Genomic DNA, 16,570 nt, shown 5'->3' with positions numbered 1-16,570 from the left:
AACATTGCTCACAAATAATATAAAAACACGTGAAAAAATATGAAATCCCCTTTTGCAATAGAATATAATATAACAAATAAAAAGTGTCACAAATGCTTGTATAACAGGCATTTGTGACGCTTTTCTAGTTTTATATAATATAAAATGAACCACCTTAAAACTGCTCATTCTTCTCCCAAGATTCAACAATATAATGAGCAATCGTTGGGTTGAATCCTTTACCAACTAAGAACATAATCGCAGCAACTTCTGTTAAAGCATGTTTGTGTGATGTATGTTTCGCTTCATTCAAGCCGTAATCTACCCAAGGTTTTACGAAATCAAGTACAGGTTTCTTTAAAGGTAAAAACTGTGTACCGACAACTTGTTGGATTTGTTGTTGCGTTGGTTCTGTAATAGGTCCAGGTGGTAAAATTTGTGGTTGTGTAATATCTAAAATCGGCCCAGGTGGTAAAATTTGTGGTTGCGTCGGATCAATTGTTGGTGGTTTAGGTGGTGAGACACGTGCGTCATAGTTTGGTTGATACATTTGTTGTTGGTATGGATTTTGTTGATATTGTGGTTGCGTCTCGTATGGATTACCTTGAAATTGAGGTTCTTGGCTAGGTTGTGCTACGTATGGATTTTGAGGATATTCATAATTTGGACGTGTGTCATAAGGGTTTTGAGGATATTCAGTTTCTTGATTTTGCGGTGTTGCGTATGGATTTTGTTCGTATTGTGGCTCTTGATGTTGTGTCTCTTGCTCCTCATATTGTTCAGCATATCTTTGTTCCTGATGTTGAGGATAAAGAGGTTGTTGTGGGTAAGGTGGTTGGTTATTATAGAACATTTTTATTCCTCCTTCATAATGATGCCTACCACCTAGTGTATGGGCGGACAAGAAAATATGTGATGAAAAAATGCGGGCGTGTTACAATAAGTAACTGGGTGAAGATAAAATGATAAAACAAGAAAAAATACAAAAAACAATAACTTTCGTAAAGCATATTTTAGAAAAAGATGCGAGTGGGCATGATTGGTATCATATTGAACGCGTACATAAATTGGCGATTTCTTTATCCGAGCAAGAAGGGGGAAATCGTTTTATAATTGAAATGGCAGCATTACTTCACGATGTAGCAGATGAGAAGTTAAATGAGAGTGAAGAAGCAGGAATGAAAAAAATTTCTGATTGGTTAGAAGAGTTACGTGTTGAAGAAGATGAAAGTAAGCATGTTCTTCATATCATCGCCAATATGTCTTATAAGGGCGGTCATGGTGGCACAGTTGAGTCACTTGAAGGTAGAATTGTTCAAGATGCGGATCGTTTAGATGCTCTTGGTGCAATTGGAATAGCTCGAACGTTTGCATACGGAGGAGCGAAAGGGAGATTAATGTATGATCCAACTATCCCTCCTCGAGAAGTGATGACGAAAGATGAATATAGAAAAAATAATGATCCATCTTTAAATCATTTTTATGAAAAGCTTTTAAAACTAAAAGATTTAATGAACACGAACGCAGCAAAACAAGAGGCTGAAGTTCGTCATCGTTATATGGAACAGTTTATTGAACAATTTATGAAAGAGTGGAATGCACAAATATGAAAATGTTAACTGTGGAGAACTTATCGAAATCATACGGAGAAAAACCGTTATTTGATGGATTATCATGTAGTATTACAGAAGGACAACGTGTCGGAATTATCGGTGTAAACGGTACTGGTAAATCAACGTTATTAAAAATTATTGCAGGATTAGAAACTCCTGATACAGGTGATATGACGCATTCACGCGGATATACAATTAGTTATTTATCACAGCAACCAGAGTTTGATGAAAAACTAACAGTATTAGAGCAAGTGTTCCATGGTGATACACCTTTAATTCGTCTTCTGCGTGATTATGAACAATCGTTATTAAATATCGAAAAAGATCCAAGTAATGAAAAAGTACAGGAACAATTATTTGCAGTGCAGCAACGTATGGATGCGATGAGTGCATGGGAAGCAAATGCGAATGCAAAATCGTTATTAACGAAATTAGGAATTACTGATTTTACAGCAACTGTTGGAAACCTATCTGGTGGACAAAAAAAGCGTATTGCAATGGCGCAATGTTTTATTGAAACACCTGATTTATTAATTTTGGATGAGCCTACGAACCACCTTGACCATGAGACAGTTGAATGGTTAGAAGAATATTTAGCAAGATATACAGGTGCGGTATTACTTGTAACCCATGATCGTTATTTCTTAGATCGTGTGACAAACCGTATTTTTGAATTAGATAACGGTAAACTGTATAGCTACGAAGGAAACTACAGTACATTTTTAGAAGCGAAAGCACTTCGTGAAGAGCAAGAATCGGCACAAGAATCAAAACGCCAAAATTTATATCGTCGTGAACTTGCTTGGATTCGCCGTGGTGCAAAAGCCCGTTCTACGAAACAAAAGGCGCGTATTCAGCGTTTTGATGAGCTGAAGGGACAAGAAGGACCAGCAGCGAAGCAATCAGTTGATATTGCACTAAGTGGAAGTCGTTTAGGAAAGAAAGTACTTGAATTAAAAGATGTAACGAAAAAATTTGGTGATAAAACAGTATTACATAACTTTAATCATATTGTGAAGCCTGGTGATCGTATCGGAATCATCGGAGCAAATGGAAGCGGAAAATCATCACTATTAAATATGCTTGCAGGAAAATTCTCTCCTGATAGTGGTGAAATTGAAGTAGGACAAACTGTAAAAGTTGCTTATTATACGCAAGAAAATGAAGAGATGAATTTAAACCAGCGTATGATTGAATACATTAAAGAAATTGCGGAAGTTATTCATACGACAGACGGAAAAGTAATTGGCGCATCTCAAATGCTAGAACGTTTCTTATTCCTACCGCATTCACATGGAACAACGCTTGGTAAACTATCTGGTGGCGAAAGAAGACGGTTATATTTATTGCGTATTTTAATGGGAGAACCAAACGTACTATTACTTGATGAGCCTACGAATGATTTAGACACACAAACATTAACAGTGCTAGAAGATTATTTAGAAGATTTCCCAGGTGTCGTTTTAACTGTATCGCATGACCGTTACTTCTTAGATAAAGTAGTAGATGAATTGTTCATCTTTACTGGCGAAGGCGAAGTGCGTGAATTCCTAGGTAGTTATACAGAGTATTTAGAAATGGAAAAAACGAGAGAACTCATTGAGAAAGCAGAAGTTCAAAAGGAGAAAAAAGTAGTAGAAGAGGCTCCGAAACAACAACGTAAACGTAAACTTTCTTACAATGAGCAGCGTGAATGGGAAACAATTGAAGATACAATTGCACAACTAGAAGAGAAACTTGAATCAATTGGAGAAGAACTTACGAATGTTGGATCTGACTTCACAAAGGCCCAAGAATTATCTGAAGCAGGGCAGAAGATAGAAGAAGAGCTAGAAAAAACGATGGAACGATGGAGTGAACTATCCGACATCGTTGAAGGATTAAAATAAAAACAAGCTGCATATATTGAAAAGTAAAGAGAAAAACTTTACACTATTGGTAGAACCTATTTTAGGAGGGAAAAAATGAGAACATCTAATCCAATGTTGAAAAAAGAGGCATTCCGTAAAGAGGGAGCAAATACTTCTGCGATGACTATTGGCGGAACAGTAGGCAAAACGTTTATCATGCTTATCTTGCTGCTTGCAACGTCTGTCTATTCATACATACAGATGACGCAAGGTACGATGAAAATGCCAGTATTAATTGGTGCTTTAGTTATTGCGGCAATCGTTGCATTTGCATCTATCTTCTTCCCGCGCATATCACCAATTGGTGCACCGATTTATGCGGCAGTAGAAGGGGTAGTGTTAGGAAGTATTTCAGCGGTTTATACAATGAAATTTGGCGATACTATTGTTTTAAACGCTGTATTACTAACAATCTCAATTCTATTTGCGATGTTAGTTTTATATGCAACGCGCGTAGTAAAAGTAACTGATAAATTCCGTACGGGTGTAATAGCAGCAACAATGGGAATTATGGTTATGTATTTAATCGTATTCTTATTAAACATGTTCGGTGTTTCTGTTCCATATATTCACCAAGGTGGAACAATTGGTATGATCATTAGTGCAGTTATTATTGTAGTTGCTGCATTAAATTTATTACTAGATTTCGATTTAATCGAAAATGGTGCACGTAGCCAAGCTCCAAAATATATGGAGTGGTACAGTGCAATGGGTCTAATGATGACGCTAGTATGGTTATACTTAGAAATTCTTCGTTTCGTTTCTTACTTTACGAAAAATGACTAATAAAAAATCCTGCATGAAATGTGCAGGTTTTTTTATTTTTAAAGATAAATTGAAAATATGGATGTTGGCGACTTAAATTGAAGGGGGATGGAATATGATGAAAGAGAAAAAAGGGATTATGAAAAAACTATTTTCTAAAAGTTTTTTCATAGAACTAGATGACGCTTTAACATATCCATCAGCAGAAGTTATTCGTTCAGCTATTGAAAGCTATGCGGCTAAATGTAATGAACAATTAAAAATTGAGAGTAAAGTTAAACCGATTACTTTCTACTTAGAAAATGTAATGTACCGCGCTGAAATAAAGATGGCCCGCGGAGGATATTACATATCTTGCAGTGAAGTATAATATTTTTGGAAACCTTACATGTTTATACTATGTAGGGTTTCTTTTTTGATTTGTAAGATATAAAGTAATACTTTTTATTTACAAACATGCCGTTTTGTACTTTTTACCCTTCCAACATTTTTCTTTACAATGAAGAAAAATATGTGAGGTGGTATAACTTATGATGAATCGAGTTGTATTAATCGGTAGATTGACAAAGGAGCCAGAATTATACTACACAAAACAAGGTGTCGCTTATGCACGAATATGTGTTGCGGTGAATAGAGGTTTTCGAAATAGTTTAGGTGAGCAACAAGTAGATTTTATTAATTGTGTTGTATGGAGAAGGTCGGCTGAAAATGTAACAGAATATTGTACGAAAGGCTCACTTGTTGGGATTACAGGACGTATTCATACGAGTAATTACGATGATGAACAAGGAAAGAGAGTATATAGAACTGAAGTTCTGATTGAGAATATTACATTTTTAGAGAGAAGGCGGGAGAGTGCATCGCAATAATATTAGAATTTTAATGATAGTTTCGGATTAATTAGGTGGAAAGAGAAAGTATGATGATGGGAAGAAATCAATAAAATTAAGCATCCGAGTAGGAGTATAAAGGGGTAACATGTTACAATACAGCTAAGAACACGCAATAAAGGAGAGTTTTTTACGTGAAGATTAAAGCAATTGAACCGACGCCAAGTCCAAATACAATGAAAGTTATTTTGAATGAAGTATTACCATCAGGAGCGCGTAATAATTATACAAATGAAAATAAAGAACAAGCACCAGTGCAAGTGCAAGAAATTTTGAAGATTGAAGGCATTAAAGGTGTGTATCATGTTGCAGACTTTTTAGCAGTGGAGCGAAATGCGAAGTATGACTGGAAAGTTTTATTACAACAAGTTCGTGCTGTTTTCGGTGAAGAAATAGTGGAAGAAAGCGAAGAACAACAACTTTCTCATTTTGGAGAAGTGAAAGTGTTTGTTCAAATGTTCTTTACAATTCCGATGCAAGTGAAGTTAACAGATGGAACCTCAGAAGAGCGTGTTGGTTTACCTGATCGTTTTAAAGAATCAATTATGAAAGTGCAAATGTCTGCACCTAACGTTGTGAAAGAGCGTAAGTGGGTAGAGCAAAGTACACGTTACGGTAATTTTGAAGAAATCGGGAAAGAAGTAGTAGAAGAAATTATTGCTGCTTATTCAGAAGAACGTGTAAATGAAACGGTTAAAGAATTATTAGATCAAGCAGGTGCTGTTGAAGTAACGATTCAAAAGCGTGAGCCATATAAAGTAACAGAAGAGATGATGAAAGATTCTGACTGGAAAAACCGTTTTGCAGCTTTAGAACAAATGGATCCAACGGAAGAAGATATGATGGTATTGAAAATGGCATTAGATGATGAGAAAGTATCTATCCGCCGTTTAGCAACAGCTTATTTAGGTATGGTAAAAGGTGAAGGAGTATTGCCGTTATTATATAAAGCGTTATTAGATCGTTCAGTAAGCGTTCGTCGTACAGCAGGAGATTGCTTATCAGACGTAGGTGATCCAGCAGCGATGTTCGTTATGATTAAATCTTTGAAAGATTCAAGTAAATTAGTACGCTGGCGTGCAGCAATGTTCTTATTTGAACTTGGTGATGAAAGTGCAATTCCGGCACTAAAAGCAGCAGAAGATGATCCGGAGTTTGAAGTGGCGATGCAAGCACGTTTAGCTTTAGAACGTATTGAAGGCGGCGAAGAAGCAAAAGGATCAGTATGGAAGCAAATGACGGAGTCTCGTAAAGGGGAATAGTTTATGATTGTTTTCTATGATAGTTGGTGCCCGATGTGTACGGCGGTTGCAGAACGTACGAAAAGATTAGATAAAAAGGGTAAGATGAAATTTGTTTCATTTCGAGATGAAGATGTAGTTGAGAAGTATGAACTTTCTCAAGAATTACAAAGTAAGATGGAACAAAGATTGTATATTTTAAAAAATAATAAGTGGTATGACGGAATTCATAGCATTAACGTATTAGCAAAGGCCGTTCCATCTTATTGGTTTGCAGTACCTTTTATAAAACTATCTATCGTACTTGGATTTGGAAGTAAAGTATACGATTATATTGCCAACAATAGAAAACTTGTCCCAGTTGGACACTGTCGTGAAGGGGTTTGTGAAATCCCTACAAAAAAATGAAATCATCGTTATCTTTCTTTTGCACCTATTAATAGAGCGTGATATGATAAATTTGGAATGAAAGTTGAAGGAGAGATACAAGATGTCAAATGCATATGAAGAATACATGCGTCAAATGGTAATTCCAATGCGCCAAGAGTTAGTGCGTTCTGGATTTGAAGAGTTAACTACAGAAGAAGCTGTAACAGAATTTATGGAGAATGCATCAGGTACAACTTTAGTAGTTGTAAACTCTGTTTGTGGTTGTGCAGCTGGTTTAGCACGTCCATCAGCAGGTCAAGCGGTTGTACGTGCTGAAAAACAACCTGATCATCTTGTAACTGTATTTGCAGGTCAAGATAAAGATGCTACTGTAAAAATGCGTGAATACTTCGGAGAAATTCCTCCATCTTCACCATCTATGGCATTACTAAAAGGAAAAGAAGTTGTTCATTTCATTCACCGTCATGAAATTGAAGGCGCAACAATGGACGAAATTATTACAAACTTAGAACAAGCTTTCGAAAAGAATTGCTAAAGTAGGGGGAGAGTGAATCTCCCTCTTTTCTTTATATAGAGGTGAAAAAATGATAGTAACAACAGCAGGAAGAACAAATAAAGAAATGAAAGATTATGCAAACAAGGTAGCAGCAGAATTAAATCTTTCTTTCATTAAACGTAATGACATACCAGTACATAAACTGCATGAGCAGTATGAACAAGATGTACTTGTCGTAGGGAAAAATCGATTAGCCATTTATCCAAAAGGTACGGAAGAGTCGTTTTTCTTTCATCCAAACTCAGCGATGTTTCGTGTGAAAAGGCTAATGCGCGGAGAGCACGATCCGTTTGTACAAGCTGCTAAATTAGAGAGCGGAATGACAGTATTAGATTGTACGCTCGGTATGGCATCAGATAGTATTGTAGCTAGTTATATCGTTGGTGAGAACGGAAAAGTAACAGGGCTTGAAGGAAACGAATATATGGCTTATATCATGAAAAAAGGCTTGCAAACATGGTCTTCATTCGTTTCTGAAATTGATGAAGCAATGCAACAAATCGATGTGAAGCAAACGGAGCATTACGCATTTTTAACACAATGTGAAGATAATAGTTATGATGTCGTTTACCTTGATCCGATGTTTGAAGAAACTGTCATAGAATCAGATGGAATTAAAGGATTAAAACACTTCGCTTTGTATCATGATATTACTGACGAAACAATTGCGGAAGCGAAGCGTGTGGCGAGAAAGCGTGTCGTTCTGAAAGATCATTTCCGTAGTTCTAGATTTGAAAAACATAATTTTCACGTATACAAAAGAAAAAGTGCTAAGTTTCACTTTGGTGTAAGTGACCCTTGCTAATTGTTTGAAAAGATGTATAATAAGCAATAATTAATTAAATGTACTGTCTGTGATGAAGAGAGTAGTCTTTTTCAGAAGGAAAGCGAGCTAGGGATGGTGTGAGCCTAGTGCAGAAGAAAAAGATGAAGCGCACTTCGGAGACGCTTCTTGAACGAATAGTAGAGTAAGCCGAGGCCCCCTGTCCTCGTTATAAACGGGAAAGTGGTTCGAAATGAACAACAAGGGTGGTACCACGGGTTAAAACTCGTCTCTTTTTTAGAGAGGAGTTTTTTGTGTTTTAAAAAATAAGGAGGTTATAGTATGAATTATAAAACGCAGTTTGCGAAAAGTTTATCGAATATTTTTACGAATGAATTAACACAAAATCAAATTTTAGATTTAATCGAAACACCAAAACAAGATGAATTCGGAGATGCAGCGTTCCCATGCTTTTCACTAGCGAAGCAATATAAAAAATCACCAGCTATTATAGCGAAGGAATTGGCGGAGAAATTAAATGATCCGTTCTTTACGAAAGTAGAGGCTGTTGGTCCTTATGTAAATGTATTTTTTAATCGTGAAACAGTAAGTGATGAAGTATTAAAAATAATTTTAGCGGAGAAAGAAGAGTACGGTCAAAATCACTTTGGATGTGAAAAAACGGTAGTTATCGATTATTCCTCTCCTAATATCGCGAAACCTTTTTCAATGGGGCATTTACGTTCTACAATGATTGGTAATTCGCTGAAACATATCGCCGAAAAATGTGGGTATGAAGTTGTCGGAATCAATTATATTGGCGATTGGGGCACGCAGTTTGGAAAGTTAATTACCGCATATAAAAAATGGGGAAATGAAGAATTTGTTAAAGAGGATCCAATTCGTGAGTTATTTAAGTTATATGTTCAGTTTCATGAAGAAGCAAAAGAGAACAAAGAACTAGAAGAAGAAGGACGATCATGGTTTAAAAAACTAGAAGAAGGAAATGAAGAAGCAGTCGAACTTTGGAATTGGTTCCGTCATGAGTCTTTAAAAGAATTTTCTCGTATTTATGAACTTCTCGGTGTGGAATTTACAAACTTTCAAGGAGAAGCTTTCTATAACGATAAAATGGAAGACTTTATTGGGATTTTAGAAGAGCACGATTTACTGGAAGAATCAGAAGGCGCATTAGTCGTTAATTTAGAAAAAGAAGGTATGCCGCCATGCTTAATTAGAAAATCAGATGGTGCAACTATTTACGCAACGCGTGATTTAACAGCGGCATTGTATCGTCAAAACACATACGAATTTGATAAAGCGTTATATGTTGTAGGCCCAGAACAAAGTTTACATTTTAATCAATTTTTCACTGTATTAAAAAAGCTCGGCTACAACTGGGTTGACGGGATGGAACATGTACCGTTCGGGTTCATATTAAAAGATGGTAAGAAAATGTCGACACGTAAGGGCAGAATTATTTTATTGGAAGAAGTGTTAGAAGAAGCTGTTGCGCTTGCGGAACAAAATATTGAAGAGAAAAATCCGAATTTAAAACAAAAAGAAGAAGTGGCAAAACAAGTCGGTGTTGGAGCAGTTATCTTCCACGATTTAAAAAATGAGCGTATGCATAATATCGAATTTTCATTAGAAAATATGTTGAAATTTGAAGGAGAAACAGGACCGTATGTACAGTACACACATGCGCGTGCCTGTTCAATTTTAAGAAAAGAAAGTGTGGAATTTGAAACTTGTACGTTTGCATTAAAAGACGATTACAGCTGGAGTGTAGTAAAATTACTCAACAAATTCCCGCAAGTAATTGAAGCAGCCTTCAACAAAAATGAGCCATCTATTATTTCAAAATACGTATTAGATGTAGCACAAGCGTTCAATAAATATTATGGAAATGTTCGTATATTAGAAGAGAACGAAGAGAAAGAGAGTAGACTCGCATTAGCTTACACTGTGACGGTTGTATTAAAAGAGGGATTACGTTTACTTGGGGTGGAGGCACCTGAGGAGATGTAAATATGAAAAGAATTATTATGAACTTAGTAATAAACTGACAAACCGGGTCTAGTATGAACCTGGTTTGTTTTTTTATTGGATATATAATTTTTTTGCAAAATCAATTAAAATATTTTTAGAGAGGGTGATTCATATTGATTCGAACTTTTATTTTACAAATTCCTTGTCATAGAAGATCGGAAAGAAGTTTCCTTAAACTACAAAAATACATACCTTTATGTGCGCGTTGTACAGGCATGCTTATCGGTATTTTAATGTTTCCAATTTATTTTTATATGACACCTTCGTTTCTGCTTGCAATAATACTATCATTTTCCGCTCAAATTCCGTTACTTATTGATGGATTCACCCAAAAATGGAAATGGAGAAGCAGCACAAATTTACTAAGAGTAACGACCGGTTTATTAAGCGGTAATGGTATGGGGCTATTTATTGCCTCTAGCATTATATGGATAACATCTAAAAGCATATATTAACGGAAGGAGAACTTTACATGTTTTGGATTTACTCAGTTCTAATTCTTATTTCAGGAGGAAGCGGGATTAGTTTTCTCATTCATGAAAGAAATATAGAAGCAATAATTGCTTTTGTTATTTGTACAATATTTATTGTGTTACTCTATTTTCACCTAAAAAGAAATGACGAACATAGAAACTGTGATTGCAGTACATTAGCTTGTACTGATTATACTGATTGTAATTGTTAAATTATATGAGTGAGAAAGTTAGTGTATCGTTTAAGGTATACTAGCTTTTTTATTAGAAGTGTAGGAATGTGACTATTAAATGGAGAACTTTAGTTTTGTATATAAAAGGAGGTGTTGGACCTGGAAGAGTATGATTGGAATAGTAAGCTAGCATATTTAAGAAATACGAGAGATTTATATTATAACGATGATTATTTAAGTTTTTTAGTCAATTCAGTTTGGAAAATTACTGATCCTATACATATTGTTGATTATGGTTGTGGATATGGTTATTTAGGTTTAATTTTGTTGCCTTTACTTCCAATCGGATCAAAGTATACAGGGATTGATAGGGGAGAAACATTAATAGCTGAAGCGAGAGAGTTGTTTCGTGCACTCCCATATGAAACAGAATTTATTGAGGGGGATGCGACAGAAATTGAATTGAAAAATAAATACGATATAGCTGTCAGCCATGCTTTTTTATTACATATGAATTCGCCCAAAGCAATGTTGCAAAAAATGATAAATTCGATTAAGGAGGGCGGACATGTTATTTGTTTTGAACCACATTGGATTTCTAATATGTCCTCATACACGCTAGACGGATTAATTCAATCGGAAATTATCCAGCTTGGTGTTTTGCAGAAGTTATTTGAAGAAGATGCACATAGAAGTGGTAAAGATGGCAATATTGGCATGAAAATACCAATGTATTTAAGTGAATTAGGTGTTAAAAATATTGAATGTAGAGTAAGTGATAAAGTGAATTTTTTAGATCCTAATTTAAATCAAAATGATAAGCAAGGATTATATAATTCTCTAAAAGAAGAGGGGATTGCTAGTAATCCAGGTGAAAAACAACAATTTATAGACCGTTTAATGAGTCGGGGCTTAACATTTGCTGAAGCACTCGCTCAATATGAAGCAGAACTACGATTTTTTGAAGTGTTTCATATACATGCATCTTTAGTATATGCTCCGAATATGAAAATTACATTTGGTGAAATAAAGAAGCAAATATCATATTAGAACAGTAAGGGAGAAGGAGAATTGCTACAGTTCTAATATGGATAGGTTACCATTATTATCAAGGCTTGTCGGTAAATCGATATATCTTATCAAATCGTTAATTTATTGTAAGTTACGATAGATATATTCAGGAAATCGTTAATATAATTTCATCCACTGAATGAAGCCTCAAAAAAGAAGATAAAACCCATCTTCGAATAATATATGTTATTTCATCAAATTAAACAAAATAACGAGAAAAAGTATCGTTTTTAAGATATTTAGTTATAAACTTGAATAATATTAAATAATATCGTTCATTATATGAGGTTTTAGTTGAATGCATACTATATGATGTGTAAAATCTAAGCAAGTAGGTTAGAATACTGCTTGCAAATAGCAGTATAAATAATAATTTGAGGTGAATGCATGCTAGATTTTAAGCAATTAGAGATTTGTTTGAAAGAAAAGAGATTCCTAGATGGATTACATGAGATAAATAATGAAATTGCGCATATAAAAGAAACGAATAAGTTATCATACGTGAAGAACTGGCTTTCTAACGTCTCGTCACCTAAGGAGTTTGATACATTAATTCGTCTTGCTGATGAAGGTTTGATGCATCAATATAGCTCCTTTTTAATTCGTTATACTTATAAAAAATTCCCAAATATGAGAACGCTCTCTTTATATTGTGATGAGTTAATTGATGAGCGTAAAATCCTTGATGCTGAACAATTGTTAAAAGATTCTTTGGAAAAGGTAAATGAAGAGGAAACTGATGCGGATGTTTTAACGAAAGCATACTTTACGTTAGTTAGATGTTTGCTAGATATGAAGCGAAATGAAGAGGCCTATGCCTATATGCAAAAGGCGGAAAAGCATAGTACGCGTGCAGTTTTTGATAAATGGGGTTACTTATATATACAGACTGGTGAGTGGGAGAAGGCAGAGGAACAACTTTTATTCGGTCAGCAGCATAAAGATTGTGAAGAGTTAGCTACGTACTTATTGGCGCAATTATATGCATATAAAGGTGAACAGCAGCGAGCGTTACAACTCATTAATGATGCGATTGCAAAGTTTCCTCAAGTACCATATTTCTATTTTGAAAAAGTAAAATATTTATTAGATTTAGAGCGCTATGAAGAAATGTTAGCGGTAATAGATAAAATTAATCATATGCTTCCGCATCATGCATATACAACTTATTTTATACATTTACGTGCAGAAGCATTTTATAAAATGAATAATATTCACGATTTGCAAGCACTATTGAAAAGTGAAAAGAGTTTGAAAAATTCTCTATATCATCATATAGAAAAAAATCCTGATGGAAAAAAGGTTCGTTTACCGATAGTTCCGGTTGTACAAAAGGATAACTATTGCGTTCCGACAAGTTTGGAAATGATGTTAGGGGTATGGGGAGAAAAACGTACGCAAGATGAAATTGCACAACATATTTTTGATGTAACAGGTTCTAAGTTTTCAGATACAGTTACATATATTGAAGAGCAAGGTTACGAATATCGTTATTTTCAAGGGAATGAGGAAAATTATAAGAGATTACTCAATCAAGGTATTCCCGTTTTATTAAGTATAGATATTGAGCACGCTTCCCATGTACAAGTGCTTTCTGGTTATGACGATGTACTGCAAGCTTTTTATATTCAAGATCCGAATTTCTTGGAACCGATTCTTGTGGAATATGATAAGTTGCAAGAAAAATATCGTTATACAGATTGTTTAGCTATTACGTTTATACCAAAAGATAGAATGGAACAACTTTCATTTTTAAATGAGGAAGAACACACTTATTATAAAACAATCTTTTCTCTTACAGATCATTTAGGTGAGCAAGATAAAGAGGGAATTGAAAAGTTAGTACTATTTTTAAAAGAAACAAGTGAAAATCCAAACACTTGGTTATATACGATTAAACATTTAGATGCTGAAGTAGATAAAGATTTTATTCAGTTTTGTATAGAAAAATTAATGAAAAAGTTTCCGAGCTCTGACTTTGTGAAATTGCATAGTGCACAGTGTTTTATTCGTCTGCAGGATATGGAAAAAGCAGGACAGATGCTTCAAAGTGTGGAGAAGAAAAGCAATCAAGCGTTGTATCATTTTATAAATGGACGTTATTCTTTTGAGCAAGATAATTATGCAGAATCGATTGCTAGTTTTCGTTCATCATTACAATTGGATGCAGATCAACCAGTTGCGTGGAGTTTCTTAGCATTATCATACATGTATATGGATCAATCCGAAAAGGGGCTAGAGTATTCTCTAACAGCTATAGAACGTAGTCCAGAAAGGTTTACACTTGTAAATCACGGTTTAATTTTAATAGATTTAGAACGATATGAAGAAGCATATGGATTCTTTAATGATTTATTAAAAGAATATAAATATGAAGCGCACATATGGTATGAACGTGCAAGATGTGCTCAGTATTTAGGGAAAGTGTATTTGGCGGTAAAAGGACTTAAAGTGGCGATTCAATTAGATAAAACAGCAGCCTATTTATATACGAAGCTTTCGGAAATCTATGAATCGGATTTGGATGATGAGAAAAATACGAAGGGAATTTTATTACAAGGAATTCAAAATTGTGAAGATCAGGCGTCTTTATATGTTCGTTTAGGAGATTTTCATTTTCAAAATGATGAACTTGAAGAAGCGGAAACTATATATAAGCGTTCTTTAGAAGAAAATAATGAAGATGTATATTCTCATTTCGGTTTAATTCAAGTTTATATGGCAAAGGAACAATATAAGGATGCAAAAAACTATATTGTCAGTATTAATAAGCAATTTGAAGACAATCAAGATTTCCTTATGAATGCTGGTATGGTGTTATGGGATGCTGAAATGGCATTAGGTGAGGATGAAAAAGAGTTAAAACTTGCACTTTCTAAATTAGAGAACGGTATACGAAGCGTATACGCTAATATAGCGAGCGTGTTGGATGAGTATGTAAATCGAATAAAAGACACAGCTTTTGTGCAACGAGGCATAGCATTTTTAAGAACGTTAGAAAAAGAAAAAGAGGATGTAATTGAATACGGTTGTTACGCAGGTGTTTTATATGAATCTATTGGACAGTATGATCAGGCGATAAAACGGTATAATGATGCACTTAAGAAAAAACAAGATTCATTGCCGTATTTCCGTATCGGTGAAACATTCATGGCGTTAGGGCAATTTCAAGAAGCAAAGCATGCGTATGAAACATGTTTAGAAATGGATAAGAACTTCTTAGGTGTACATTTGCAGCTTGCTGAAATATACGAAAAAGAAGAGAATCGTTCCAAAGAACAAAAGCATATGGTCCAGGCAATGAAAGAAGAACCAATGCATATAAATATGGAATATTTAGCGCAGCTTTCAGTAGAAATGAATCTTCAGGAAGAATTGCTAGTTGAACTAGAAAAATTGGAGGAAGAAGTTCCTGAAACATGGCGTTTAGATGCGATTGCATACGTGTTTGGCGCGATGAATGACATAGATAAAGAAAAAGAATATATCGAATGCGCAATGAAAATAGATGAAGCGCATGTGGAAGTACTATATCATTATGCGAAATTGCTAGTTAAAAAGCAGAGTGCAGAAGCAATCGAAGTTGCGCTGAAAGTAATGCATAAAGATTTGGAAAGTGAACGTATTTTTGGTGTGTACGTAAAAGCAATGGAACAACATAAAAAATTATCCCAGATACGAGACGTACTTCATACGCTAAAGGTGAAAAAAGCAGAAAGAAGTACAGCGTTTATGTATGCAGCTACTGCGGTTGCCGAAAGATTAGTAGAAAGACAGCAAAATGAGCAACCGAAAAAATCTATATTTACAAGAGCATTTTATCGCATGAAAAATCGTGCGAAGGAAATTTCAATGATTACAGTTGTTATCGATTTATTTGAAATCTCCTTAAAGTTAAATCCGAAAAATAGTATGGCAGCGCAGCGTTTCGCAATATTTTATGAGAATGCGGCGATGAATAAAGAAGCTATAGAGGTTTTACAAACATCGTTAGAAAATAAGTGGGATTATGATGTAGCGAAGCAACTTGTAAATCTTTTCATTGAGTGTGAAGAAGAAGATATGTTACGAGATGCTTTTGAATTAACGAAACAAATGGTTCGCGAGCTACCGGATGATTATGATACACTTCTTCTACAAGCGAATGTATTATGTAAGCTAGGCGAAGAAAGAAAAGCCGAAAAAATTCACTTGCAATTAATTGAGAAAACGCCATTTGTAAGTAGAGGATTCCTTGCTTTAGCAGAAATATATCAAAGTCAAGAGAGAATTGAGGACTCGATTCAGTTATTAGAAGACGCTTCTGTACATCATCCAAATGAAACAGCAATTCTTCTTGCTTTAGCATCTTCGTATCATAGAGCTGGGCAAACGACAAAGGCAGAAAAAATAACAAGTGAAATATTAGCAATTGATGCTACTGACTTGCTAGCAAGATACGATCATGCTTGTTATTTAACATCATTAAACAGAAATGAAGAGGCAAGAGATGAACTTGAAATTGTGCTTCGTGAAGATGAAACAGGATTTTTCGCTGAACTTGCAGAGGAAGATGAAGATTTAGCAGGATTGCGAGAATTTGAAAAGTGATTGTATAAGAATAGAGAAAAAGGGTATAAATAAAAATATATTTCGAATTAGTTGACAATTAATTGTTTAATGGCATAAAATAACTTTTAATAAAGTATACAAAT

Annotated in this window: 14 protein-coding genes and 2 other annotated features (1 of these 16 running past the window's edge); of the genes, 13 read left to right on the top strand and 1 reads right to left on the bottom strand. The window is 34.8% G+C overall.

Features of this window, described 5'->3' with window-relative positions:
- Positions 1-154: 154 nt before the first annotated feature.
- Positions 155-832 (bottom strand): hypothetical protein, encoded by a 678-nt coding sequence (locus JFU20_RS04460; protein WP_002012555.1) that lies wholly within the window; start codon positions 830-832, stop codon positions 155-157.
- Positions 833-941: 109 nt separating this feature from the next.
- Between JFU20_RS04460 and JFU20_RS04455 the strand changes: the two genes are divergently transcribed.
- From JFU20_RS04455 to JFU20_RS04395, 13 genes are all read left to right on the top strand, one after another.
- A complete protein-coding gene (locus tag JFU20_RS04455) occupies positions 942-1,589 on the top strand; it encodes an HD domain-containing protein (protein ID WP_201038371.1) in 648 nt (215 codons plus the stop codon).
- Positions 1,586-3,481 carry an ABC-F family ATP-binding cassette domain-containing protein gene (locus tag JFU20_RS04450; RefSeq protein WP_002127139.1) on the top strand — a complete coding sequence of 632 codons (1,896 nt, stop codon included), beginning with the start codon at positions 1,586-1,588 and terminating at the stop codon, positions 3,479-3,481. Before JFU20_RS04455 ends, JFU20_RS04450 begins: the two co-directional genes overlap by 4 nt.
- A gap of 75 nt (positions 3,482-3,556) precedes the next feature.
- Positions 3,557-4,288, top strand: a complete 732-nt coding sequence (locus JFU20_RS04445; protein ID WP_002165902.1) for a Bax inhibitor-1/YccA family protein — start codon at positions 3,557-3,559, stop codon at positions 4,286-4,288.
- Positions 4,289-4,382: 94 nt separating this feature from the next.
- A complete protein-coding gene (locus tag JFU20_RS04440; protein WP_002012563.1) occupies positions 4,383-4,637 on the top strand; it encodes a DUF4318 domain-containing protein in 255 nt (84 codons plus the stop codon).
- 160 nt (positions 4,638-4,797) lie between these two features.
- Positions 4,798-5,136, top strand: coding sequence for a single-stranded DNA-binding protein (locus tag JFU20_RS04435; protein ID WP_002012564.1), 339 nt, complete (start codon positions 4,798-4,800; stop codon positions 5,134-5,136).
- A gap of 155 nt (positions 5,137-5,291) precedes the next feature.
- A complete protein-coding gene (locus JFU20_RS04430; protein WP_002012566.1) occupies positions 5,292-6,419 on the top strand; it encodes a conserved virulence factor C family protein in 1,128 nt (375 codons plus the stop codon).
- A 3-nt stretch (positions 6,420-6,422) separates the two neighbouring features.
- Positions 6,423-6,806 carry a thiol-disulfide oxidoreductase DCC family protein gene (locus tag JFU20_RS04425; RefSeq protein ID WP_002085930.1) on the top strand — a complete coding sequence of 128 codons (384 nt, stop codon included), beginning with the start codon at positions 6,423-6,425 and terminating at the stop codon, positions 6,804-6,806.
- An 82-nt stretch (positions 6,807-6,888) separates the two neighbouring features.
- Positions 6,889-7,323, top strand: a complete 435-nt coding sequence (locus tag JFU20_RS04420) for a BrxA/BrxB family bacilliredoxin (RefSeq protein ID WP_002012568.1) — start codon at positions 6,889-6,891, stop codon at positions 7,321-7,323.
- A gap of 49 nt (positions 7,324-7,372) precedes the next feature.
- Positions 7,373-8,149: a class I SAM-dependent methyltransferase gene (locus JFU20_RS04415; protein WP_002012570.1), complete on the top strand. Its 777-nt coding sequence runs from the start codon at positions 7,373-7,375 to the stop codon at positions 8,147-8,149.
- A gap of 40 nt (positions 8,150-8,189) precedes the next feature.
- Positions 8,190-8,404, top strand: a binding site (T-box leader).
- A 45-nt stretch (positions 8,405-8,449) separates the two neighbouring features.
- A complete protein-coding gene (gene argS / locus JFU20_RS04410; protein ID WP_002012573.1) occupies positions 8,450-10,138 on the top strand; it encodes an arginine--tRNA ligase in 1,689 nt (562 codons plus the stop codon).
- 134 nt (positions 10,139-10,272) lie between these two features.
- Positions 10,273-10,614 carry a DUF2085 domain-containing protein gene (locus JFU20_RS04405; RefSeq protein ID WP_002127167.1) on the top strand — a complete coding sequence of 114 codons (342 nt, stop codon included), beginning with the start codon at positions 10,273-10,275 and terminating at the stop codon, positions 10,612-10,614.
- A 350-nt stretch (positions 10,615-10,964) separates the two neighbouring features.
- A complete protein-coding gene (locus tag JFU20_RS04400; RefSeq protein ID WP_033710177.1) occupies positions 10,965-11,855 on the top strand; it encodes a class I SAM-dependent methyltransferase in 891 nt (296 codons plus the stop codon).
- Between the two features lie 408 nt (positions 11,856-12,263).
- Positions 12,264-16,466, top strand: coding sequence for a bacteriocin-processing peptidase family protein (locus JFU20_RS04395; RefSeq protein ID WP_002012578.1), 4,203 nt, complete (start codon positions 12,264-12,266; stop codon positions 16,464-16,466).
- Positions 16,467-16,564: 98 nt separating this feature from the next.
- Positions 16,565-16,570, top strand: a binding site (T-box leader); it runs 233 nt beyond the window's last position.

The sequence above is a fragment of the Bacillus sp. TH30 genome, assembly GCF_016650875.1.
Classification (GTDB): Bacteria; Bacillota; Bacilli; order Bacillales; family Bacillaceae_G; genus Bacillus_A; species Bacillus_A mycoides.
The sequence above is the reverse complement of the archived record's forward strand: the minus strand, read 5'-3'. Positions and strand labels throughout refer to the sequence as shown.